The 21,221-nt window shown below is 70.7% G+C and carries 23 protein-coding genes; 7 read left to right on the forward strand and 16 right to left on the reverse strand.

Annotated elements, in window-relative coordinates; translation table 11 throughout:
* Window positions 1–4: 4 nt before the first annotated feature.
* A complete protein-coding gene (locus OQ02_RS30375; protein ID WP_033442054.1) occupies window positions 5–1,315 on the forward strand; it encodes an ABC1 kinase family protein in 1,311 nt (436 codons plus the stop codon).
* Between the two features lie 81 nt (window positions 1,316–1,396).
* Window positions 1,397–1,951, forward strand: a complete 555-nt coding sequence (locus tag OQ02_RS30380) for a hypothetical protein (RefSeq protein ID WP_051772977.1) — start codon at window positions 1,397–1,399, stop codon at window positions 1,949–1,951.
* A gap of 680 nt (window positions 1,952–2,631) precedes the next feature.
* Here OQ02_RS30380 and OQ02_RS30385 read toward each other — a convergent pair.
* From OQ02_RS30385 to OQ02_RS30405, 6 genes are all read right to left on the reverse strand, one after another.
* Window positions 2,632–2,811 carry a hypothetical protein gene (locus tag OQ02_RS30385; protein ID WP_033442055.1) on the reverse strand — a complete coding sequence of 60 codons (180 nt, stop codon included), beginning with the start codon at window positions 2,809–2,811 and terminating at the stop codon, window positions 2,632–2,634.
* Window positions 2,808–3,719, reverse strand: a complete 912-nt coding sequence (locus OQ02_RS30390; RefSeq protein ID WP_033442056.1) for a class I SAM-dependent methyltransferase — start codon at window positions 3,717–3,719, stop codon at window positions 2,808–2,810. The genes OQ02_RS30385 and OQ02_RS30390 overlap by 4 nt, the downstream gene beginning before the upstream one ends.
* Window positions 3,720–3,918: 199 nt before the next feature.
* Window positions 3,919–4,143 (reverse strand): hypothetical protein, encoded by a 225-nt coding sequence (locus OQ02_RS30395; protein ID WP_033442057.1) that lies wholly within the window; start codon window positions 4,141–4,143, stop codon window positions 3,919–3,921.
* Window positions 4,140–4,538, reverse strand: a complete 399-nt coding sequence (locus tag OQ02_RS30400) for a WhiB family transcriptional regulator (RefSeq protein ID WP_033442058.1) — start codon at window positions 4,536–4,538, stop codon at window positions 4,140–4,142. Before OQ02_RS30400 ends, OQ02_RS30395 begins: the two co-directional genes overlap by 4 nt.
* A 140-nt stretch (window positions 4,539–4,678) precedes the next feature.
* The gene (locus tag OQ02_RS44260; protein ID WP_156077396.1) at window positions 4,679–4,903 is read right to left on the reverse strand and encodes a hypothetical protein; all 225 of its coding nucleotides are present in this window, start codon (window positions 4,901–4,903) and stop codon (window positions 4,679–4,681) included.
* Between the two features lie 306 nt (window positions 4,904–5,209).
* Window positions 5,210–7,273 carry an ATP-dependent DNA helicase UvrD2 gene (locus OQ02_RS30405; RefSeq protein ID WP_033442059.1) on the reverse strand — a complete coding sequence of 688 codons (2,064 nt, stop codon included), beginning with the start codon at window positions 7,271–7,273 and terminating at the stop codon, window positions 5,210–5,212.
* Window positions 7,274–7,336: 63 nt separating this feature from the next.
* On the opposite strand from OQ02_RS30405, the gene OQ02_RS30410 reads away from it, so the two are divergent.
* Window positions 7,337–8,077 (forward strand): DUF4191 domain-containing protein, encoded by a 741-nt coding sequence (locus tag OQ02_RS30410; protein ID WP_033442060.1) that lies wholly within the window; start codon window positions 7,337–7,339, stop codon window positions 8,075–8,077.
* 149 nt (window positions 8,078–8,226) lie between these two features.
* Here OQ02_RS30410 and OQ02_RS30415 read toward each other — a convergent pair whose 3' ends face one another.
* Entirely contained in the window at window positions 8,227–8,700 is a 474-nt protein-coding gene (locus tag OQ02_RS30415) for an RDD family protein (RefSeq protein ID WP_033442061.1), read from the reverse strand.
* Window positions 8,701–8,895: 195 nt separating this feature from the next.
* Between OQ02_RS30415 and glnA the strand changes: the two genes are divergently transcribed.
* Together glnA and OQ02_RS30425 are read left to right on the forward strand one after the other, a co-directional pair.
* Window positions 8,896–10,320, forward strand: coding sequence for a type I glutamate--ammonia ligase (gene glnA / locus OQ02_RS30420; RefSeq protein WP_033442062.1), 1,425 nt, complete (start codon window positions 8,896–8,898; stop codon window positions 10,318–10,320).
* Window positions 10,321–10,586: 266 nt separating this feature from the next.
* The gene (locus OQ02_RS30425) at window positions 10,587–11,414 is read left to right on the forward strand and encodes a hypothetical protein (RefSeq protein WP_156077397.1); all 828 of its coding nucleotides are present in this window, start codon (window positions 10,587–10,589) and stop codon (window positions 11,412–11,414) included.
* On the opposite strand, the gene OQ02_RS30430 is transcribed toward OQ02_RS30425, so the two are convergent.
* Both OQ02_RS30430 and OQ02_RS30435 read right to left on the reverse strand, forming a co-directional pair.
* On the reverse strand, window positions 11,411–11,806 hold the full coding sequence (locus OQ02_RS30430) for a YkvA family protein (RefSeq protein WP_033442064.1): 396 nt from the start codon (window positions 11,804–11,806) through the stop codon (window positions 11,411–11,413). The two genes, OQ02_RS30425 and OQ02_RS30430, sit on opposite strands and share 4 nt — an antisense overlap.
* Window positions 11,807–12,469: a hypothetical protein gene (locus OQ02_RS30435; protein ID WP_033442065.1), complete on the reverse strand. Its 663-nt coding sequence runs from the start codon at window positions 12,467–12,469 to the stop codon at window positions 11,807–11,809. It lies immediately after the preceding gene.
* A 189-nt stretch (window positions 12,470–12,658) separates the two neighbouring features.
* Here OQ02_RS30435 and OQ02_RS30440 point away from each other — a divergent pair, with 189 nt between their 5' ends.
* Window positions 12,659–12,874 carry a hypothetical protein gene (locus OQ02_RS30440; RefSeq protein WP_033442066.1) on the forward strand — a complete coding sequence of 72 codons (216 nt, stop codon included), beginning with the start codon at window positions 12,659–12,661 and terminating at the stop codon, window positions 12,872–12,874.
* Window positions 12,875–12,919: 45 nt separating this feature from the next.
* Here the strand turns inward: OQ02_RS30440 and OQ02_RS30445 are convergent, their stop codons facing one another.
* The 6 genes from OQ02_RS30445 to OQ02_RS30470 all read right to left on the reverse strand — a co-directional run bounded on the left by OQ02_RS30445 (window position 12,920) and on the right by OQ02_RS30470 (window position 19,517).
* Window positions 12,920–13,849 (reverse strand): NADP-dependent oxidoreductase, encoded by a 930-nt coding sequence (locus OQ02_RS30445; RefSeq protein ID WP_033442067.1) that lies wholly within the window; start codon window positions 13,847–13,849, stop codon window positions 12,920–12,922.
* 12 nt (window positions 13,850–13,861) lie between these two features.
* Complete coding sequence (locus tag OQ02_RS30450; protein ID WP_033442068.1) at window positions 13,862–16,804, reverse strand: bifunctional [glutamine synthetase] adenylyltransferase/[glutamine synthetase]-adenylyl-L-tyrosine phosphorylase; 2,943 nt, start codon at window positions 16,802–16,804, stop codon at window positions 13,862–13,864.
* Window positions 16,805–16,843: 39 nt separating this feature from the next.
* Entirely contained in the window at window positions 16,844–17,068 is a 225-nt protein-coding gene (locus OQ02_RS30455; protein WP_033442069.1) for a hypothetical protein, read from the reverse strand.
* Window positions 17,065–18,198 (reverse strand): inorganic phosphate transporter, encoded by a 1,134-nt coding sequence (locus tag OQ02_RS30460; protein WP_033442070.1) that lies wholly within the window; start codon window positions 18,196–18,198, stop codon window positions 17,065–17,067. The genes OQ02_RS30455 and OQ02_RS30460 overlap by 4 nt, the downstream gene beginning before the upstream one ends.
* Before the next feature lie 83 nt (window positions 18,199–18,281).
* Window positions 18,282–19,019, reverse strand: coding sequence for a type 1 glutamine amidotransferase (locus tag OQ02_RS30465; RefSeq protein ID WP_033442071.1), 738 nt, complete (start codon window positions 19,017–19,019; stop codon window positions 18,282–18,284).
* Window positions 19,020–19,034: 15 nt separating this feature from the next.
* Window positions 19,035–19,517 carry a rhodanese-like domain-containing protein gene (locus OQ02_RS30470; protein WP_081916047.1) on the reverse strand — a complete coding sequence of 161 codons (483 nt, stop codon included), beginning with the start codon at window positions 19,515–19,517 and terminating at the stop codon, window positions 19,035–19,037.
* A gap of 79 nt (window positions 19,518–19,596) precedes the next feature.
* On the opposite strand from OQ02_RS30470, the gene OQ02_RS30475 reads away from it, so the two are divergent.
* Window positions 19,597–20,061: an Lrp/AsnC family transcriptional regulator gene (locus OQ02_RS30475; protein WP_033442072.1), complete on the forward strand. Its 465-nt coding sequence runs from the start codon at window positions 19,597–19,599 to the stop codon at window positions 20,059–20,061.
* 21 nt (window positions 20,062–20,082) lie between these two features.
* Here OQ02_RS30475 and OQ02_RS30480 read toward each other — a convergent pair whose 3' ends face one another.
* Window positions 20,083–20,946, reverse strand: a complete 864-nt coding sequence (locus OQ02_RS30480) for a GNAT family N-acetyltransferase (protein ID WP_051772978.1) — start codon at window positions 20,944–20,946, stop codon at window positions 20,083–20,085.
* Between the last annotated feature and the right edge of the window lie 275 nt (window positions 20,947–21,221).

Below are 21,221 nucleotides of genomic sequence, written 5' to 3' on the forward strand. Positions count from 1 at the left end.
CCGGGTGAGCGAGATCCCACGGAAGGCAGCGCACCGCACCGCCAAGCTGGCCAGCCTTCCCCTCGGGGTGGCGGGCCGCGTGGTGGGCGGCTGGGGGAAGCGCCTTGCAGGCCGCAGTTCCGAGGAGGTCAGCGCCGAGATGTCGGCGAAGACCGCGGAACAGGTGTTCGCGGTGCTCGGGCAGCTCAAGGGCGGTGCGATGAAGTTCGGCCAGGCCCTGAGCGTGTTCGAGGCCGCGGTGCCGGACGAGCTCGCCGGGCCGTACCGCGACGCACTGACCAAGCTCCAGACGTCCGCGCCGCCGATGCCGGTCCGCACCGTGCACCGCGTGCTGGCCGAGCAGCTGGGCGCGGCGTGGACGAAGCGGTTCTCGTCGTTCGACGACACGCCCGCCGCGTCGGCGAGCATCGGGCAGGTGCACCGGGCGGTGTGGCACGACGGCCGCGACGTGGCGGTGAAGGTGCAGTACCCCGGCGCGGACGAGGCGTTGCAGGCCGACCTGAAGCAGCTGCTGCGGTTCAGCAAGGTCTTCCAGATGATGGCACCGGGTATCGAGGTCAAACCGCTCCTGGAGGAGCTGCGCGACCGCTACCTGGAGGAGTTGGACTACCGGACCGAGGCGGACAACCAGCGGGTCTTCGCCAAGGCGTTCGACGGTGACGACCGGGTGCTGGTGCCGCGGGTCGTGGCCAGCTCGCCGAAGGTGATGGTCACCGAGTGGATCGACGGCACGCTGCTGTCGAAGATCATCCGTGATGGGGATCGGACCGAGCGGGACCTGGCCGGGCAGTTGCTGGCGGAGTTCCACTTCTCCGCGCCGAGCCGGGCCGGGTTGCTGCACGCAGATCCGCACCCCGGCAACTTCATGCTCGGCTCGGACGGCCGGCTGCGGGTGATCGACTTCGGCGCGGTCGCGCGGCTGCCTGACGGGTTGCCCAAGACGCTCGGCGTGATCACCAGGATGGCGCTGGAGGGTCGTTCGGAGGACATGGTCGAGCTGTTCCGGGCGGAGCGGTTCATCCGGCCCGGGATGGAGATGCAGCCCGACGACCTGATCAACTACCTGAGCCCGTTCGTCGAGCCGCTGCGGACCGAGACGTTCCACTTCACCCGCAAGTGGCTGCAGTGCGAGGCGGAGCGCGTGAGCGACTTCCAGAACCCGGAATCGCAGGCCGGGAGGTGGTTGAACCTGCCCCCGCAGTACCTGCTTATCCACAGGGTCACGCTCGGCGCGACGGGCATCCTCTGCCAGCTCGACGCGAACGTGCAGGCCAGGGCCATCGTCGCCAAGTGGCAGCCGGGCTTCGACGACTGAGTTGTCCACAGCCAGCCGACTTGTCCACAGATCACCAACAGCCCGTGGCCCGATCCCCGGAACCCCCGGAAGATCGATCCCATGGACCAGGTGATCAAGACCGCAGAGCTGAAGGCCACCGGCGTTCCGGGCTACGTCATCGACCTCAAGTGCCGCCCCGGCGGGCCGTGGCAGCGCATCCTGCCGGGGGTGCTGCTGCTCGGTGCCGGCCCGCCGACCAGGGCGCAGCGCGTGCGCGCGGCCCTGGTCTACGCGGGTCCGGGCACCGTGGTCACCGGCGTCGACGCGCTGCACGCCCACGGCCTCCGGGCCCTACCGCCGCCGACCCGGGTGCACCTGCTGCAACCGGCAACCAGCCGCCGCTCCTGCGCCGACCACGTGCTGCTGGAACGCACCACCAGACCGCCGGCGGTCGTGGTTCGTGACGGCCTACCGCTGGCCGAGCCCAACCGAGCAGTCGTCGACGCCGCCCGACACGAGCCGAACGCCCTACGCCAACACCACGTGCTGGCGACAGCGATCAGGTCGGGCTTGTGCACAGTCGCAGACCTGACCGCGGAGCTGAACGCGGGCAACAGGCGAAACTCAGCCACCCCAAGGTCGGCATTACGCCTACTGTCCGCCCTCCTCCGCTGACTCAACCCACCGCTCCACAGCAACAGCACCCAGCCCCCACACCCAACCTCACCCACCGCGCCCAGCCCTCGCTCCCAACCTCACCCCACCGCGCCCAACCTCGCCCCACCGCGCCCAGCCCTCGCGCCCGACCTCACCCACCGCGCGCCCAGTCCACAGGCCCCAACCTCACCCGCCGCGCCACCCATCGCGCGGACGGTCCGCCGCGCCCTCGCCACCTCCCCCACCCACCACGGCCACCCATCACCGGCAGCCGACCCACCACCCTTGGCCTGCCCGCCAGGGCACCCAAACCACGTCACCGCACCCTGCCCGCGACCGCACACAACCCACGACCCACGACCCACGACGGCCACTCCACCCCTGGCAGCCACCCACCACCACTCCCAACTTGTGTCACTGGCGGCCAGCCCACCACGGTGGCCCGCCCGCCACCCCACCCACACCACCGCAGCCGACTCGCCGCACCCACCCACCGCAGCCACCCACCTCACCACCAAGGCGAAGCAAACCGTGCACCGCGCCCAACCCGCCACGGCATCCCGAGATCGCTGGGCGCAATCAGGCGCCGTGCACAGTCGGCCACCACCGCCTGCGCTGGTCGCCGCGCCCGGTAGTCAGCGGGTGGGGTTCGACAGCGGCGGAGGTCGTGTGAGGTGGTCGAACGGGGTGATGGGTCGTCACTGGGACCAGTAGTCGGTGGGCAGCTTTCCCTCGATGTCGCGGACGTGGGCCCGCGCGCAGGCAGGGCACAGCCACTGGTCGACTCCGCGTTCCCGCTCGCGCACCCATGCCAGCAGTTCGGCCGGATCGGTCACCGAGGACCGCGTCCGACCACAGCGGGCACAGGTGTCGGTCACGATTTGCGGCCGAGGTACACGGTGTTGGCGATCAGCATGAACACGTCGTCGCGGCGCCCGACGAACGCGGGGTCCTGCGGGTCGAGGAGTTGCCGGATGGTGCTGCGGTCGGCGGGGTGCAGCAGGTCGCCGGCGACCTCCGCGTACCACTTCAAGTGGTCGACCGCCCAGTCGCGCACCGCCTGCTTGGCCGGTGCGGGGTGGTCGAGGAGGTAGCTGAACGCCGTCACGTCCACAAGACCGGCGTCCGCGAGCGCGACGTTCCAACCGCCGTGCATGCGAACGGCGTCGGTGATGTTCTCCCGCATCCGCACGAACCACTGGGCTCGGGCGGCGAGCAGCCGATCCTGCAAGCCGGGGTCGCCGACACCCACGTCGAACGGGAGGAACTTGCCCGACAACCCGCCTTCGGCGAGCGCCAACCACCCACCGGGCGCGACCGCCTCGACCAACCCGGCCACCGCGGCACGCTGATCAGGGAGGTGATGCACGACGTTCGACGCCCACACCAACTGCGCGGCACCGGCGATCTCGGCCGGTCGTTCGGTGGCCAGGTCGGCGAGGACCGGCCGGACGTGAACCGTCGCCCTGGTCGTGTCGGTCTCGTAGGTGGCGGCCGACCGGGCCGAGCCGGTCGCGGCGTCCAGCATCTCGGGCACCGCGTCGACCAGCACGACCGTGCCGCCGCCGCGAGCGGACAGGGCTTCGACCAGCGCCACGCTCATCCCACCCGTGCCGCACCCAACATCCAGCACGGTCGGGTTGTCGGGGAGGGTTCCGACGAGTCTGCGCGCGACCACGCGGTGGGCCTCGGCATCCAACTCGTCAGCGCGTCGCCGCGCGTTCAGCTGGGACGACCAGTCGATGCCGTCGTGGGTGTGGGCATGGTTGTGAGAGTGAACGGCCACAGGTCGCACCGTACCCAGGACGGGCGAAACCCTCCCAGCGAAATCCGCCGCCCACCACGCGTATGGCAGGCACAGGCACGCCGGGTCGGCTTGAGCGGAACCGACCTGAGGCGGGCGGGCGCGGGAGGACGGTCGTCAGGCGGGTACAGCGCGGCCCGCCGTCCCCGCGTCGGGCGGGGAGGGCGGGCCGCTGCGTGCATCAGATCGCGTGAGCCTTCAGAGCGGCCCTGCGCTGGGCCCATCCGGCCAGCCGGCGCCACCTGCGGGCGACGACGAGCCGGTGGGCCAGCCGATGCTGTTGCGCGAATATCTCCGCGTCATGCATTCGGGATCTGGCAAGGTTTTCTTCGAGCAGCATGGGGTTCCCCTTGGGGTTCACTTCGGTGAGCATCGCTTCGTCTGTGGTGGATCGGTACGTGGTCACGCGGCGGCCTCCTGGTCGTTAGCCCCCCGGACAACGGTCGCGGCGGGCGCCGCGGGCACAACGGGTGCTGCATCCTTGCGGGGACGTCCACGGGGACGCTTGCGCGCGATCACAGCTCCGCGCTCGAAGATTTCGCCGCCCCAGACCCCCCAGGGCTCGTGGCGGGCGACCGCGCCGGCCAGGCACTCGGCGATCACGGGGCAGGTGGCGCAGAACTTCTTCGCCTCCTCCAGCTCCGCCGGAGCGTCGGCGAACCACAGGTCAGGGTTGTTGGTACGGCAAGGAAGTTCCAAGCCGGCGTCCGGCGCGGTGTCGATCAGGGATGCGACTCCGGCTCCGGCGAGCTCCGACTCGGTGGACAACGTCCCGTTTATGGGGACGGTCACGGTCAACATCAGTGGGACTCCTGTCAGGTCTTGCATGGGGTTTGGCAGTGCAATTGCGTACGGCAAAACGGGTTTGAACAGCACAAAGGCCGCGGATCCGGTTACGGGTCCGCGGCCTTTGTGAGCTTCGTGGCCTGACTACGAGGTGGTCAGGTACTTCGCTCTCGCGCGGACGGCGCAACGATCTGAGTCGGGACGTAGGTCGACGCGTGCGGCGTCGGCACCTGGATCAGTTGAACTCGCTCGACACCCCAACCGAGGGCGTGGCGATCGCGGGCAGACTTCTCCCCCGCGACACGAGCAGCACCGGACGCCAAGTCCACCCCGGACATCAGGTAACCGGGCGTCTTGAAGCACATGAGGGTGCTGTTCACGGCCGGTCACCTCCTCGGGCGTCTCGTAGTCGAGCGCTAGCTCTTGAATCCCCAGCGGGCGCATCGCGCCCGGCCTGAGCAGGTTATGACTCGGCGCACGGCGGGTGCAACCGCTTTTTCCAAATACCTGTCGATCGAGTGAAAATTCCGCGTTTGCCCTGTACAGAGGGCTAGGGCGCGAGCACTCGTCCGGACCAGTCCGCCCGCCGGCGGGACGAGCCGGTCACCGCGGGTGGCCCGAGCCCGTCGATCAGCGCCCGCCTGTCAGCGCCAACCTGCCAACGCCCGCCTGTCAACGCCCGACTGTCAGCGCCCGCCGCGCACGAGGGCCAGAACGTCGTCGCCGAAGCGGTCGAGTTTGGCCGCCCCGATGCCGGAGATGGACACCAGCCCGGCGACGTCCTCGGGCCGCTGCTCGGCGATGGCGACCAGGGTCGCGTCGGTGAACACGACGTACGCCGGCACCTTCAGCTCACGCGCCCGGTCCGCCCGCCACGCCCGCAGCTTGGTCAACAGCTCCTCGTCCACGTCCGACGGGCACGAGGAACACCGGCTGAGCTTGATCGCCCGCGCGTCCACCAACGCCGACCCGCACACCCGGCACTGCGGCTTGGGCCGCTTCTGCAGCGGCTCGCGCTTGGCGGTCCGCGACGCCGGGTGGTCCTCCGGCACGAGCCCGTAGAGGAACCGGCTGCGCCGCCGATAACGACGTCCGCCCGCAGCGCGCGCCAACGCCCACGACAGCCACAAGTGCACGCGGGCGCGTGTCACGCCCACGTACAGCAACCGGCGCTCTTCCTCGATCGCCGCGTCGTCGCCGTCCGCGTGCTGGATCGGCAGCGTGCCCTCCACCAGCCCGACCAGGAACACCGCGTCCCACTCCAGCCCCTTCGCCGCGTGCAGGGACGCGAGCGTCACGCCCTCGACCGTCGGCGGGTGCTGCGCCTCGGCGCGCAGGTCCAGTTCGGCGACGAACTTCGGCAGGTCCGCGCCGTCCACCGCGGTGACCAGCTCCTCGGCCAGTTCGACCAGCGCGAGCAGTGACTCCCACTTCTCCCGCGCCGACCCGCCGGCGGGGGGCTCGTCGGTCAGGCCGATCCCGGCCAGCACCTCGCGCACCACCTTCGGCAGCTCACCGGTCGGCTCGTGCGCCACCGCCGAGCGCAGTGCGGCCATCGCCTGCCGCACCTCGGCCCGCTGGAAGAACCGCTCGCCGCCACGCACCTGGTACGGCACGCCCACCTCGGCCAACGCCTGCTCGAAGACCTCCGACTGCGCGTTGACCCGGTAGAGCACGGCGATCTCGCTCGCCGACACTCCCTCGTCCAGCAGCGCCTTCACCCGCTGCGCGACGGCCGCCGCCTCCAGCGGTTCGTCGTCGAACTCGGTGAACGTCGGCCGCGGACCGTCCGGGCGCTGCCCGATCAGCTGCAACCTCGACCCGGCGGGACGTCCCCGCGCCCACTTGATCACTTCGTTGGCCAGGCCAACGACCTGCGGCGTCGACCGGTAGTCCCGCTCCAGCCGCACCACGACGGCCTCGGGGAACCGGCGCGGGAAGTCGAGCAGCGGACGCGGTGAGGCGCCCGCGAACGAGTAGATGGTCTGGTTCGCGTCACCGACCACGGTCAGGTCGTCGCGCGCGCCCAGCCACGCGTCCAGCACGCGCTGCTGCAACGGCGTGACGTCCTGGTACTCGTCCACGACGAAGCACCGGTACCGGTCGCGGAACTCCTCGGCGACCTCGCCGTGCTCCTCCAACGCCGCCGCCGTGTGCAGGAGCAGGTCGTCGAAGTCGAGCAGCTGCGCCTGGTTCTTCAGCTCCTCGTACGTCCGGTAGACCTGCACGACCTGCTCGGCGGGCGCGGGCGTGTCGCGGCTCGTGCGGCCCGCCTCGGCCGGGTAGTCCTCGGGCGAGACGAGCGAGGCCTTGGCCCACTCGATCTCGCCCGCGAGGTCGCGGAGCGAATCGGACTCGGTGGACAGGCCGGCCCGGTTGGCGGCCTGCGCGACCAGCCGCAGCTTGTTCCGGTCGATCAGCTGCCACTGCTCGCCGCCGACCACCCGCGGCCAGAAGTAGCGGAGCTGGCGCAGCGCGGCGGCGTGGAACGTGCGGGCCTGCGCGCCGTGCACGCCGAGCGCCCGCAACCGGGTCCGCATCTCACCCGCGGCACGGGCGGTGAACGTGACGGCGAGGACTTGACCAGCGGAGACGTGCCCGCGTTGGACCAGGTAGGCGATCCGGTGCGTGATCGTCCGGGTCTTGCCGGTCCCGGCGCCCGCGAGGACGCACACAGGGCCGCGCGGAGCCTCCACGGCGGCACGCTGTTCCGGGTCCAGTCCCTCCAGCAGCCGGTCCATGCGCTGCATCCTCGCAGAGCACAGCGAGTCCTCCCGTGATGGGGCGACGCGGCGCGCCGTATCCTGGTCGGTATGGCTGGTAAGCAGGACAAGGCGGCTGTCAAGGCGGCCTCCAAGGAAGCGGCGAAGGCCCGGCGCGCGGCATCGAAGGCGAAGCGCGGCCAGATCTTCGAGGCGTTCAAGATGCAGCGCCGCGAGGACAAGGCGCTCGTGCCGTTGATGCTGGCGTGCCTGCTCGGCGCGACGGCCGCGGCGTTCCTGATCGGCCTCATCTGGGACATGCAGTGGGTGCTGCTGCCGATGGGCATCGCGGTGGGCGCGCTGCTCGCGGTCATCGTGTTCGGCCGCCGGGTGCAGCGCAGCGTGTACGCGAAGGCGGACGGGCAGCCGGGCGCGGCGGCGTGGGCGCTGGACAACCTGCGCGGCAAGTGGCGGGTAACCCAGGCCGTGGCGGGCACGACGAGCGGTGACATGGTGCACCGGGTGCTCGGTCGGCCGGGCGTGGTGCTGGTCGCCGAGGGCGCGCCGCACCGGGTCAAGGGCCTCCTCGCGCAGGAGAAGAAGCGCGTGGCGCGGGTGATCGGCGAGACCCCCATCTACGACCTCGTCGTCGGCACGGAGGAAGGCCAGGTCCCGCTGCGCAAGCTCCAGGGCCACCTGATGAAGCTGCCGCGCAACATCTCGACCGCCCAGGTCGACACGATCGACAACCGGCTCGCCGCGCTGGCCAGCCGTGGCGCGGCACTGCCCAAGGGCCCGATGCCCCAGGGCGCCAAGATGCGCAACGTGCAGCGCGCGATGCGCCGCCGCTGACCCCGGCGAGTCGTCCACTCGGACACCGCGAGTCGTCCACTCCGGCACCGTGAACCGCACACCGCGGCACGGTGCCGGAGTCGTTTCCGGGCGTTCTCGGGCGGGAGCCGTTTCAGCAGGTCGACGGCAGGTCGACGGCGTCGGAACGGTCAGCGGACGCGGATGACGATGGTGCCCGCGGCCTTGTCGTGCAGACCCCGGCCGTCCGCGTCCCAGACCACCGCCGGGATGATGGGGAAGATCAACACCGTCCGCAGGGCGGCCCGGGGCACGCCGACGATGCCCGCCCCGTCCAGCCGGGCGACCCGCAGCCCGAACAGCAGGTGACCAGGGGTGAAGCCGAAGAAACCGACCGCGACCACGGTGATGGTGAACCAGGCCAGCAGGCTCCAGTTCTGCGGCAGGTCGGGCCTGGTGAACAGGCCCGCGACGCCCGCCGAGAGCAGGAAGTCGACCAGGATGGCGAACGTCCGCCGACCCGTCGACGCGACCGAGCCGGGTCCGGACTGCGGCAGGCCGAGGCGTTCACCCCGCCACCGCTGCCCGGTGCCGTCACCGGAGTCGGCGCCGGGCTCAAGCGCCGAGCGAGGTCCAGACAGCCACGAACCGGTCCACTTGCTCACCCCACCAGAGTAAGGGCCGTGCTCAGCGGGTGAGGAGCGGCAGCCGGGTTGCCCGGCCTGGGCACCCCGTTAACACTGGCGAAACACGAGGGTGATGGCTGGGCAACAACACGGTCTTAGTTTCGCCACGATGGCCGGCCGCACACCGCAGCGGCGTACAACCACGCCCCCACCGCAGCAGAGGAGTCGACGAGGGTGTTCAAGAATCCCGACGAGGTCCTGAAGTTCATCTCCGACGAGGGCGTGAAGTTCGTAGACGTCCGCTTCAGCGACCTGCCCGGCGTGATGCAGCACTTCACGCTCCCCGCCTCTGCGTTCGACGCGGACGCCATCGCCGAGGGCCTCGCGTTCGACGGCTCCTCGGTCCGCGGCTTCCAGTCGATCCACGAGTCGGACATGCTGCTGCTGCCCGACCTGTTCACCGCGCGCCTCGACCCGTTCCGGATCGAGAAGACGCTGTGCATCAACTTCTTCGTGCACGACCCGTTCACGCGTGAGGCGTACAGCCGCGACCCGCGCAACATCGCCCGCAAGGCCGAGCAGTACATCAGCGAGTCGGGCATCGCGGACACCGCGTACTTCGGCGCCGAGGCCGAGTTCTACATCTTCGACTCGATCCGCTTCGACACGACCGCGAACTCCTCCTTCCACGAGATCGACGCGATCTCCGGCGCCTGGAACACCGGGCGTGACGAAGAGGGCGGCAACCGCGGCTACAAGGTCAAGTACAAGGGCGGCTACTTCCCCGTCACGCCGACCGACCACTACGCGGACCTGCGCGACAAGATGGTCCTCAACATGCAGGACCAGGGCTTCACCGTCGAGCGCGCGCACCACGAGGTGGGCACCGGCGGCCAGGCCGAGATCAACTACAAGTTCAACACGCTGCTGCACGCCGCGGACGACTTGATGCTGTTCAAGTACATCGTCAAGAACACCGCGTGGCAGGCCGGCAAGACCGTCACGTTCATGCCGAAGCCGCTGTTCGGCGACAACGGCTCGGGCATGCACACGCACCAGTCGCTGTGGAAGGACGGCCAGCCGCTGTTCCACGACGAGTCCGGTTACGCGGGCCTGTCGGACATGGCGCGGCACTACATCGGCGGCATCCTGCACCACGCGCCGTCGCTGCTGGCGTTCACCAACCCGACGGTGAACTCCTACCACCGCCTGGTGCCGGGCTACGAGGCCCCCGTGTCGCTGGTCTACTCCCAGCGCAACCGGTCGGCTTGCGTGCGCATCCCGATCACCGGCAACAACCCGAAGGCCAAGCGCATCGAGTTCCGCTGCCCCGACTCGTCGGGCAACCCGTACCTCGCCTTCTCGGCGATGGTCATGGCGGGCCTCGACGGCGTGAAGAACAAGATCGAGCCGGCGGCCCCGATCGACAAGGACCTCTACGAGCTGCCGCCCGAGGAGGCCCGCGACGTCAAGCAGGTGCCGGCCACCCTCGACGCGGTGCTGGACAACCTCGAAGCGGACCACGAGTTCCTGCTCGAGGGCGGCGTCTTCACGCCGGACGTCATCGACACCTGGATCTCGTTCAAGCGCGAGCAGGAGATCGACCCCCTGCGCCTGCGCCCGAACCCGTACGAGTTCGCGCTCTACTACGACGTGTGATCGACGCGGGGCTCTGACCAGCAGTTCCACCGGTTGAAGCCCCACCCAGATCCTCCACAGGCCGAAGGCCGGGTGACTGCCACAGTCACCCGGCCTTCGGCCTTTCGAGCTCCCCGCCGTTCATTGCACCGGTCGGCCGACAATTCGCCGAATTAATTCCTGCGGTGGTTCCCGCGAATTCACCATCTCACGCACAGAACCCTCATGGCGACGCCACAGGTCCGGCTACCTAACAACTCGATCACCCGGGCACCGTTCGACCGCCCGTGCGGAAGGCTGGACGGGTGCTGCTGGACATCCTCACGAACGTCATCGCGAACGTCGTCTTCTGGATCGGACTCGGCGTCACGGCCGCGGCGGTGGTGCGCGTGGCCCAGCGGCGCTTCCGGCGGTTCTTCGGGCTGGACGCCAACCAGCAGCTCGCGGCGTGCCTGTCGAACCTGTGGACGACCGCCACCAGCACCAGGCCTCGCGGGTACTCGGTGTCGCTGCACGAGCTGCGCGCCTCGGAGGCGATCACCCGGCTGTTCGGCTCGGCCTCCTTCCGCCTCCCCGACGTGGTCCGCGGTCTGGTCGACGCGATCTACCTGGGCGGTCACCGGTACGACTTCCGCACCGCGGTGAGCCCGGCTCCGACCGACGACCCGAAGAACTTCCCCGAACTGGCCGGCAACCTGATCGTGGTCGGCGCGGCGGCGCGCAACCGCGTCCGACGGCTCTACCTGGACGAGAACCTGCTGAGCCTGCGCATCTCCAACGAACTGCCCGACGCCGGCCCGCACCAGTCGCCACCCGACCAGCGGTACGTCGAGGTGTTGACCGGGGCCGACGTGGGACGGCGGGTCACCTCCGACTCGCTGGAACTCGCCGTGGTGGAGAAGGTGCGCGACACGGTGCGCGGCACGACGGTCGTGTTCTGCCTCGGCCGGCGCGGCGACACGACGTGGGCCGCTACCGAGTACCTGGCCCGGAACTGGCGGGCCTTGCAGCGCGAGTTCGGTGACGCGCCGTTCGCGCTGTGCCTCGGCTTCCGCGAAGTGGGCTACGGCTACGACTACCACCCACCGCGACGCCTGCTCGCCCTCCGCACCTAGGAGGACGTCCCGGTCAGCCTGCGCACCACGGCCAGGCCGTCCGGCGTCCCCGGCCAGAGTTCCGCCACGACCTCGGGCCCGACGGCGCGCACCACGGAACGCAGCACCCAGCTGACCAGGATCGCGTCGTCCGCGTACCCCAGCACGGGGATGAAGTCGGGAACGAGGTCGAACGGCAGGGCCAGGTAGGCCAGGAGCAGCCACAAGCGGACGCGGGCTGCGCGGGGGACGCGGTGGTCCCGGGCCAGGCGGGTGACCAGGCGCAGGACGTCCGGCAGCAGGCGGATAGCCAACGCGAGCGAGTTGCCGCGCGGCCGGATCAGGAACAGGCCGAGGAGCAGCACCGCCCAGAGGCCCAGCAGGCCCAGCGCGACACCGAGGAGGACGTCCACCTACTTCGGGATCGGGACGCCGGTCACGGTCACCGCACCACCGGTGGGCGCCAGCTGACCGATGATCCCCGCGAACGTCAGCGAGAACGTCGTGCCGGACGCGCTCGCCTTCTGGTCGAACACCACGAAACCGTTGATCGCCGAGTTCTTCGCGATCGACGCCGGCCACCTGCTGGTCGACAGGGACGCGGCGTAGTTGCGCTCCGCGTCGTCGACCGCCGAGATCGACGCCACCGGCAGGTCCATCTTCGAAGTGCTGGCGTTGATCGCGGTGACGAACACCTTCAGCCGGCCGCCCTCGTTCTCGACCTTGGTGACCTCGACGGTCAGCAGCCCGCGCGCCTGCTTCCACGACCCGTCGGCGACCTTGGCCTCCGCGCTGGGCTGTGCTCCGGCCTCCGCGGTGGACGACGGGTCCGACCCCACCGCGCCGTCCAAGCCGGCGGAGTCACCCGAGGACGAGGACGTGGCCTCTGCCGGCGACGTCGTCGGGACCGTCGACCGGGTTTCGCGCAGGCTGACGCTCAACGCGCCGACACCGATCGTGCCCGCGGTCACCGCCTGGATCACCCCGAGCAGCACGAGCACGCCCAGCATGACCAAGCCGATCTTCAGGAACGCGCTGCTGCTCTTCTTGCGGTGGGTCTGGTTCTCGTCGTCCATGACGTCCTTCGTCCGGGCGCACGCGTGCGAACGGGGATCTCCCCCATTAGTGTCGACAGTCTCGACATACGGAACACCAATAGTCAATGCACAGGGGCCTTGGATCGACCCTCCGTAGCCCCCTGTGAACACCGCGTCGACACCAGGGCTGCCCATCCCCCGGTCGTGGGCTCCGGTTAGGGTCACGCCGTGTCTGATGACGTCGTGAACTCCGCCCAGGTGCTGTCCACCAACATCTTCGACTCCGCCGCCGAGGCGATCGAGGCGATCGGCGCCGCCGACGTGCTCGGTCTCGGCGTCCGGGTGTCGAACCGCCTCGTCCAGGACGAGGAATCCGACGACACGCTCGTCGAGGAGTGGATCGTCGAACTGCTCACCTCGGTCCCGACCGTCGACGAGGAGTGAGACCGCCGAGGGGCCCTCGTCCTCGACGGGGGCCCTTCAGCAACGTCACACCGTGAGCACGACCTTGCCCCGCACGTGCTTGCCCTCCAGCAGCCGGTGCGCCTCCGCGGCCAGCGCCAGCGGGAACGTCTGCTGCACCTCGACCTTCAACGCCCCCGAGCCCGCCTGCCCGGCCAGCCAGTCCAGGTCCGCGGCCACCGGCTTGGCGTACGCGTAGCGCCCGCCAAGCTCCAGCACGTTCGTGTCCACAATGGACACGATGCGGGCGGGGTCGCGCACCAGCGCGGGCGAGTCGTTGAGCGCCGCACCGCCGATGCAGTCGAACGCCACGTCGACCAGCCCGTCGCCGCCGACCAGCTCGGCCACGTTGTCCACCAACGCGTCCCCGTAGGCCACCGGCTCCGCACCGAGCGCCCGGAGGAACCCGTGGTTGCGCGGTGACGCGGTACCGATGACCCGCGAGGCGCCCAAAATCCGCGCCACCTGCACGGCGAGGTGCCCGACTCCGCCGGCGGCGGCGTGCACGAGCACCGTGTCACCGGCGGACACCCCGACCTTCCGCAACGCCTGCAACGCCGTCAGCCCGGTCAACGCGAGCCCGCCCGCCTCCGCGAACGACAGGGACGGCGGTTTGTGCGCCAACCCGCGCTCGGTCGCCGCGACCAGCTCCGCGTACGTCCCGTGCTGGACGTGGTCCTTGCGCTGGTAGCCGAACACCTCGTCGCCCACCGCGAACCCGTCCACCGCGGGCCCGACGGCACGCACCACGCCCGCCACGTCCCAGCCCGGGATCAACGGGAAGTGGTGCGGCGTCGAACTCGCCGCGTACCCCATCCGCACCAGCCGGTCCACCGGGTTCACCCCCGCCGCCCGCACCTCGACCAGCACCTGGTCGAGGGCGATCGGCGGGTCCGGCAGCTCCCGCAGCACGAGGACGTCGGCATCTCCGAATCGGTCCTGCGCGATCGCTTTCACGAACTCCAGTGTTCAGGAACCGTAGAAGATGCGCTCGATCACGGCCCGCGCCCGCCGGGCCGTGCGCCGGTAGGAGTCCAGGAACTCACCCGGATCGGCGCCGTGCCCCAGGGCCGACGCCACCGCCGCCAGGTCGCGCCCGGTCGTGGGCAGCTGGTCACCGGCCTTGCCCCGGACCAGCACCACCGCGTTCCGCGCCTTGGTCGCCATCACCCACGCCTCGACCAGCGCGGACTCGTCCTCCGGCGCCATCAGGCCCGCTTCGGTCGCCGCACGCAGCCCGCGCACGGTCGACGGCGTCCGCAGTCCCGGCACCTCGAACGCGTGCTGCAACTGCAACAGCTGCACGGTCCACTCGACGTCCGCCAGCCCGCCGCGCCCCAGCTTGGTGTGCGTGGACGGGTCGGCGCCCCGCGGCAGCCGCTCGGCCTCCACGCGCGCCTTGATGCGCCGGATCTCCCGGACCGCCGCGGCGTCCAACCCCTGAGCCGGGTACCGCACCGGGTCGATCATCTCGATGAACCGCGCGCCCAGCTCCGCGTCACCCGCGATGAACCGCGCCCGCAGCAACGCCTGCGCCTCCCACAGCTCGGCCCACTGCGCGTAGTACGCCCGGTACGACTCCAGCGTGCGCACCAGCGGCCCCTGCCTGCCCTCGGGCCGCAGGTCGGTGTCCACCTGGAGCGGCGGGTCCTGGCTCGGCGCGCTGAGCAGCCGCCGCACCTCCTCCACCACGGACGACGCGTACCGGGCGGCGTTCGAGTCGGTCACGCCCGGCGCGGGCTCGCACACGAACATCACGTCGGCGTCCGAGCCGTACCCCAGCTCACGCCCGCCGAGCCGGCCCATGCCGATGACCGCGATCGACGCCGACCGCTCACCGGACGCCCGCACCACCGCGTCCAACGCCGCCTGCAACACCGCCACCCACACCTCGGACAGCGACACGCACACCGTCCGCAGCGGCACAAGCCCCAGCAGGTCCGCCGACGCCACCCGCAGCAGCTCCTGGCGGCGCAACGACCGGGCGGCGGTGACCGCTCGCCCCAGGTCGGTGTACCGGGACACGGTGCTGCGCAGCGGGTTGCCGATGGCCATCGGGTCACCGCCGACCAGCGCACCGGTGTCGGCCAGCAGCCGCAGCACCTCCGGCGCCCGCACCAGCAGGTCCGGCACGAACTTCGACGTGCCCAGCAGCGCGGCCAGCCGGTCGACCACCGTGCCCTCGTCCCGCAGCAGCCGCAGGTACCAGGGCGTCTCGGCCAGCGCCTCGGACACCTTCCGGTAGGCCAGCAACCCGCGGTCCGGGTCCGGCGTAGCGGCGAACAGGTCAAGCAGCACCGGCAGCAGCGCCGTCTGGATCCGCGCCCGCCGGGAAACACCCCTGGTCAGCGCCTCGATGTGGGTCAACGCGCCGTCAGGTGCCGCATAACCCAACGCCGCCAACCGCGCCGCCGCCTGGGACGTCGTCAGCCGCAGAGCCTCCGTCGGCACGTTCGCCACGGCCTGCAACAACGGCCGGTAGAACAGCTTCTCGTGCAGCCTGCGCACCTGGTTCGCGCGCTTGCGGAACTCGGCGAGCAGCACCTGGCTCTCCGACAGCCCGCCCTCGGCCTGCAACCCCGCCGCACGCGCCAACCACCGCAGCGCGCTCGCGTCCTCGTCCGCCGGGAACAGGTGCGTGCGCAACATCCGCTGCAACTGCAACCGGTGCTCCAGCGTGCGCAGGAAGCGGTAGGCGCGGCCGAAGTCGGCGGCGTCCGTGCGGCCCACGTACCCGCCACGCCCCAACGCGGCCAACGCCTGCGTCGTCGTGGTGATCCGCAGCTCCTCGTCACCGCGCCCGTGGACGAGCTGGAGCAGCTGCACGGCGAACTCGACGTCCCGCAGCCCGCCGCGCCCCAGCTTCAGCTCCCGGTCGGTCAGGCCCGCCGGCACGTGGTCCTCGACCAGGCGGCGCATGGCCTGCACGTCGGGCACGAAGTTCTCCCGCTCGGCGGCCGTCCACACCAGCGGGCGGACCACGTCCATGTACCGCTGCCCCAGCTCCTCGTCACCGGCGACCGGCCGGGCCTTGAGCAGCGCCTGGAACTCCCACGTCCGCGCCCACCGCTGGTAGTACGCGGCGTGGCCGTCCAGCGTGCGCACCAGCGCGCCCGCCTTGCCCTCCGGCCGCAGCGCCGCGTCCACCTCGAAGCACGCCTGGCCCGCGACCTGCATGACCGTGCTGGCCAGCCGGGTCGCCACCGCGATGTCGCCCTCGCCGACGAACACCACGTCCACGTCGCTGACGTAGTTCAGCTCCCGCGCGCCGCACTTGCCCATCGCGATCACCGCGAGCCGGCACTCGCCCGCGCGCGGCACCTGCCGTTCGGCGACGTCCAGCGCGGCCCGCAACGCGGCCACCGCGAGGTCCGACAGCAGACCGGCGACCTCGTCGTAGCTGACGTACAGCTGGTCCGGCTCGACCACGTGCGCCAGGTCCGCGGCGGCGATCCGGCACAGCAGCGCCCGGTACCCCAGCCGCAACTCGCGCACCGCGTCCGCGCCGGTCAGCCCTTCGACGGCGGCGACGAGAGCGGGCGCGAACGCCTCCGCGTCCACCGGGTCGGCCACGGCCAGGTCCCGCCAGCGATCGGGGTTGGCGACCAGGAAGTCCGACAGCGCCGTGGACGCGCCGAGCACCGCCAACAGCCGCCCGCGCAACGCCTCGCCGTCCCGCAACGCCTGGTCCAGCTCGGGCCACCGGTCGCCGAGCGCGGCACGCAGCCGGTCGACACCGAGCAACGCCAGGTCCGGGTCCGGGCTGCGGGACAACGCCACCAGGACCGGCTCGTTGCCCTCAGTGGGCCTTCGCCCCTCCCACCACCCCGCGGCACGCAGGTGGTCACCGCTGCGCGCCTCGGTGAGGCCGAACCGAGCGGGGGACGTCGGCAGTCGAGCTGGATCGGTCATCGACGATCACCGTAGTCCGCCCGGACCGGGGACGGGACCTCAGCCAGCCACGATCAAGTAGATGCCGAACAACACTACGGTCACGCACGCCAGCAGGCAGGCCGCCGCAGCCGCCGTCGGCAGCGCGGTCGACGCCTGGCGCTCCTGCGCGGCCTCCCGCGCCGACAACGCCCGCAGCCCGCCGGAGAACAGCAGGACCAGCCCCAACACCACCGCGAGGCTGACCGCGAACACGGCGCCGAGCGCCAACCAGTCGATCTTCACAGCGCCACCTTGTGCGTCTCGGCCTGCGCCGCGATCTCGTCCACCACGTGCTCCGGCCGCACCGGCTCACGACGCGACAGCAACCAGATCGCCAGCGAGACACCCATCCCGACCACCGCCACGACCACCACACCCCACGTGCCGAGCGACGCGATCCACCCCGCGAGCGCGCCGACCAGACCCGCCGCCGGGAGCGTGAGCCCCCACGCCGCCGCCATCCGCCCCGCCACGCCCCACCGCACGCCGTCCCGCTGCCGACCGAGGCCGGAGCCCATGATCCCGCCGGACGCGACGTGCGTGGTGGACAGCGCGAACCCCAGGTGCGAGGACGCCATGATCACGGTCGCCGCACTCGTCTGCGCGGCGAAACCCTGCGGCGCCTCGATCGTGGTCAGGCCCGTGCCCAGCGTCTTCGTGATGCGCCAACCGCCCAGGTAGGTGCCGAGCGCGATGGCGATCGCCGCGCTCAGGATCACCCACAGGGGAGGTTCCGCGCCGGGCGCGAGGGTGCCGGCGGTGATCAGCGTGAGCGTGATGATGCCCATCGTCTTCTGCGCGTCGTTCGTGCCGTGCGCCAGCGACATGAGCGCGGCCGACGCGATCTGGCCCGCCTTGAAACCCTTGTCCGTCACCGACTTCCGCGCCCGCTTCGTCAACCGGTACGTCAGGTAGGTGGCCAGCATCGCCACGATGCCCGCGACCAGCGGCGCGGCGATCGCCGGTGCCACGATCTTGTCCACGACCTTGGCGAAGTGCACCGCGTCCGCGCCCGCCGCGATCCAGGTGGCGCCGATGAGCCCGCCGAACAGGGCGTGCGACGAACTGGACGGCAACCCGACGTACCAGGTCACCAGGTTCCACATGATCGCGCCGATCAGGCCGCCGAACACGATGGCAGGCGTGATTCTGGCGTCGTCCACGAGACCGCCGGAGATCGTCTTGGCGACCTCCACCGACAACAACGCGCCCACCAGGTTCAACACCGCGGAGAACGCGACGGCCGTGCGTGGCCGCAGGGCGCCGGTCGCGATGGACGTCGCCATCGAGTTCGCGGTGTCGTGGAAACCGTTGGTGAAGTCGAACACCAACGCGGTCACGACCACGATGATGACGAGGAGCGAGGCATCCACGCTGATTCCTCCGGCTGAACCGACACAGTCGAAGGTGAACGCTACCTCTCCCGAAGATGAACGATCGTCTCAACAGACGTTCGTCACACCAACGGCAGGCTCCGTTGGATCGTCAGCTCACCCGACGCCAGGCGCACGAATCTTTCGGCGAACGGCTGCCAGACCTCACGGATGTCCTCATGACCTTGTGCGAGGCGGTCCGGATCGAGAGCCCCTGGACGTGCCGCGGCCACCGCCTCCGGGTTGTCGGCCGCCCACCGCACGACCATCTCCGGGGTCGTCTCGATGTGGAACTGCACGCCGTAGGCCCGGTCACCGACGCGGAACGCCTCGTTGGCGCACTTCGGGGACGACGCGAGCAGCAGCGCCGTCGGCGGCAGCAGCGCGACCTCGTCCCCGTGGAACTGGAGCACGTCCGGCGTCCACGGCAGCTCGCCGAACAACGGGTCACCGCTCGACGCGTCCCGCTTCGCCACCAGGTCCAGGCCGATCAGCGTGCCGTGCGGACTCCGCCGCACCTGACCACCCGTGGCCGCCGCCAGGAGCTGCGCACCCAGGCACACGGCCAGCAACGGCACCCTCTTGGCCACCGCGTGGGACAGGAGCTTGCGCACATCGGCCAGCCACGGGTGCTCGACGTCGTCCAGCGCGCCCATCGCACCGCCGAGGCACACCACGCCCTGGTAACCGTCAAGGGTCTCCGGCACCGGCCGCTCGTAGGGCGCGACCACGTCCAGCACCGCCCCGGCGGCGGTCAGCCACTCGCCGAGGCGGGCCGGCGGGTCGTTGCGGTCGGGTTGCAGCACGAGCAGGCGCGTCACCCGACCGAGGGTAGATCAGCAGTCGCAGCTGATGCCTTGCAGGGCCGTTCCGCCTGCCCCGGTGCCGCCCACCGCTGTCCCGTCCACCCCGGTGCCGTCCACCCCTGTGCCGTCGACCGGGTAGCCGGACGCCCGCCAGGCGGTGATGCCACCGGCCAGCCGCTTCACCTTGAACCCGAGCGTCGACAGCTTGAGCGCGCCCTTCGTGGCGGCGTTGCACTCGAAGCTCTCGCAGTAGCAGACGTAGACGAGGTCGCGGTCCCAGCCGGCGGTCGTCGTCTCGTCCATGTCCCAGTGCGGGAGGTTCAGCGCGCCGGGGATGTGGGCACGGGCGAACGCCTCGGCGCTGCGCGTCTCGACGAGCTGGAAGCCCTCGGTGTCGCCTGCCTCCAGGTCCCGGACCACGTCGTCCGGGTCGGCCTCGAAGGCCAGTTCCGCGGCGAAGAACGCGGCGGCGGCAGCGGGGTCGGCGGCGGGGAAGCGGAGCGTGTTGGTCATGACTAAATGGTGGCTGACCAGCGTGTTCTTCCCCATGCGGAAGTCAAGGTGTTGAGCCGTCGCGGCTTACGATTCCACGGTGGAACTGGACGATCTGGATTGGAAGTTGTTGGACCTGCTCCAGCGGGACGGGCGGATGACGTTCACCGAGCTGGCCAAGCGCGTCTCGCTGTCCGCGCCCGCGACGACCGAACGGGTGCGGCGGCTGGAACAGGCCGGGATCGTCACCGGGTACGTCGCGGTCGTCGACACCCAGCGGCTCGGGCTGCCGATCGAGGCCATCGTCCGGGTGCGGGTGCGCAGCCTCGACACGCCCCGGTTCCGGGACCGGGTGGTGACGATGGCCCAGGTGCGCGACGCCGACCACGTGACCGGTGACGACTGCTGGCTGCTGCGCGTCGTGTGCCGGTCGATGGTGGAGCTGGAGGAGTTCGTCGAGCAGGCCCAGCGGTACGGCGACACGACCACGTCCCTCGTGTTCTCCTCGCACGCCCGGAACCGGCCGGTGACGCAGGAGCTCTTCAGGGGCATCGCATCGCCGTGACGGCAACCACCGGGCCGCGGTTCAGCCCCCAGCCGGGGTGAACACGAACTCGGCCGAGTCGACCAGGGGCCGGAACCCGATCCGCTGGTAGATCGAGTTCGACGTCGGGTTGGCCAGGTCCGTGTAGAGCACGACGTGCTCGGCGCCGTTGTCCCGCGCCCACGCCGCGCAGGCCGCGGTGACCGCCGCGCCGTACCCGTGCCTGCGGTGCTCCGGCGGGGTGTAGACGGGACCGATGCGGGCCATGCCGGACGCCGGTGCGTTCGCCGCCGCCCAGGACACAGGGGTGTCGCCGTGGCACCAGATCAGGTTGCCGTACCCGGCCTCCAGGCTGACGCGCAGCGATCGTTCCGCGTGCTCTTCGGCGGCCTCGTCCCGGACTTGGCCGGTGGCCTCCACACCGAACTCCGCGCGCCAGCGGGCCAGCAGGGCGATGTCGTCCACCGTGGCAAGACGGGCGCGGCCCGGGATGTCCGGCAGCTCCAGGTCCTTCAGCACGTAGAGGCGCATCGCCATGTGCTCGCGCGCCCCGCACCCGGTGCGTGCGGCCCAGGCGACGACGAACGCCTCCACCGAGTCCCGCGGACCGTTGACGCCCGGCAGTTCGACATCACCCGCCAGGAGGTCCGCCACGGCCTCCGCCCACTGCGGCGGGACACCGCTCAACGTCAACGGCCACGGCGGGGTGCGCAGGGCCGCGGCCACCAGGACGTCGTCTTCGGTGACGGTGACCAGAAGCGGCGGCTCGTCGTCCGGGTCGGGGTGGTTGAGCCAGCGGTCCACCGCCGCGATCGGAATGGTGTGGAACACCGGGTCGGCGTTGAAGAAGTCCTTGGTCCGCGCCCAGAACTCCGCCAGATCGTCGTGCTTGGTCACCTCGGCCACGAGACGGACGGTAACGCAAAAAAGCCTTCAGGGGCACTCGATCAACGAGTGCCCCTGAAGGCGAAAAATTGTTCGGCGGCGTCCTACTCTCCCACACCCTCACGAGTGCAGTAACACTATGAAATTACCAACCCGTAGGCACCAGAACCCAAACCCCCTAACAGGCTTGGATCTGGTGGTCCGGTTCGGTTCTTTCAGAACCGCACAGTGGATGCGTAGCGTCTTCATGACAAGTCCTCGGCCTATTAGTACCGGTCAACTCCAGCCGTTACCGA

It is taken from the genome of Saccharothrix sp. NRRL B-16314, assembly GCF_000716595.1.
Lineage (GTDB): Bacteria > Actinomycetota > Actinomycetes > Mycobacteriales > Pseudonocardiaceae > Actinosynnema.

Bases quoted from the DNA above. Each gene is read 5' to 3' on its own strand.
- OQ02_RS30380 (WP_051772977.1), top strand. From the start codon at position 1,397: ATGGACCAGGTGATCAAGACCGCAGAGCTGAAGGCCACCGGCGTTCCG.
- OQ02_RS30400 (WP_033442058.1), bottom strand. From the start codon at position 4,538: ATGTTGACCGTGACCGTCCCCATAAACGGGACGTTGTCCACCGAGTCG.
- OQ02_RS30405 (WP_033442059.1), bottom strand. From the start codon at position 7,273: ATGCAGCGCATGGACCGGCTGCTGGAGGGACTGGACCCGGAACAGCGT.
- OQ02_RS30410 (WP_033442060.1), top strand. From the start codon at position 7,337: ATGGCTGGTAAGCAGGACAAGGCGGCTGTCAAGGCGGCCTCCAAGGAA.
- OQ02_RS30435 (WP_033442065.1), bottom strand. From the start codon at position 12,469: ATGGACGACGAGAACCAGACCCACCGCAAGAAGAGCAGCAGCGCGTTC.
- OQ02_RS30450 (WP_033442068.1), bottom strand. From the start codon at position 16,804: ATGACCGATCCAGCTCGACTGCCGACGTCCCCCGCTCGGTTCGGCCTC.
- OQ02_RS30470 (WP_081916047.1), bottom strand. From the start codon at position 19,517: ATGACCAACACGCTCCGCTTCCCCGCCGCCGACCCCGCTGCCGCCGCC.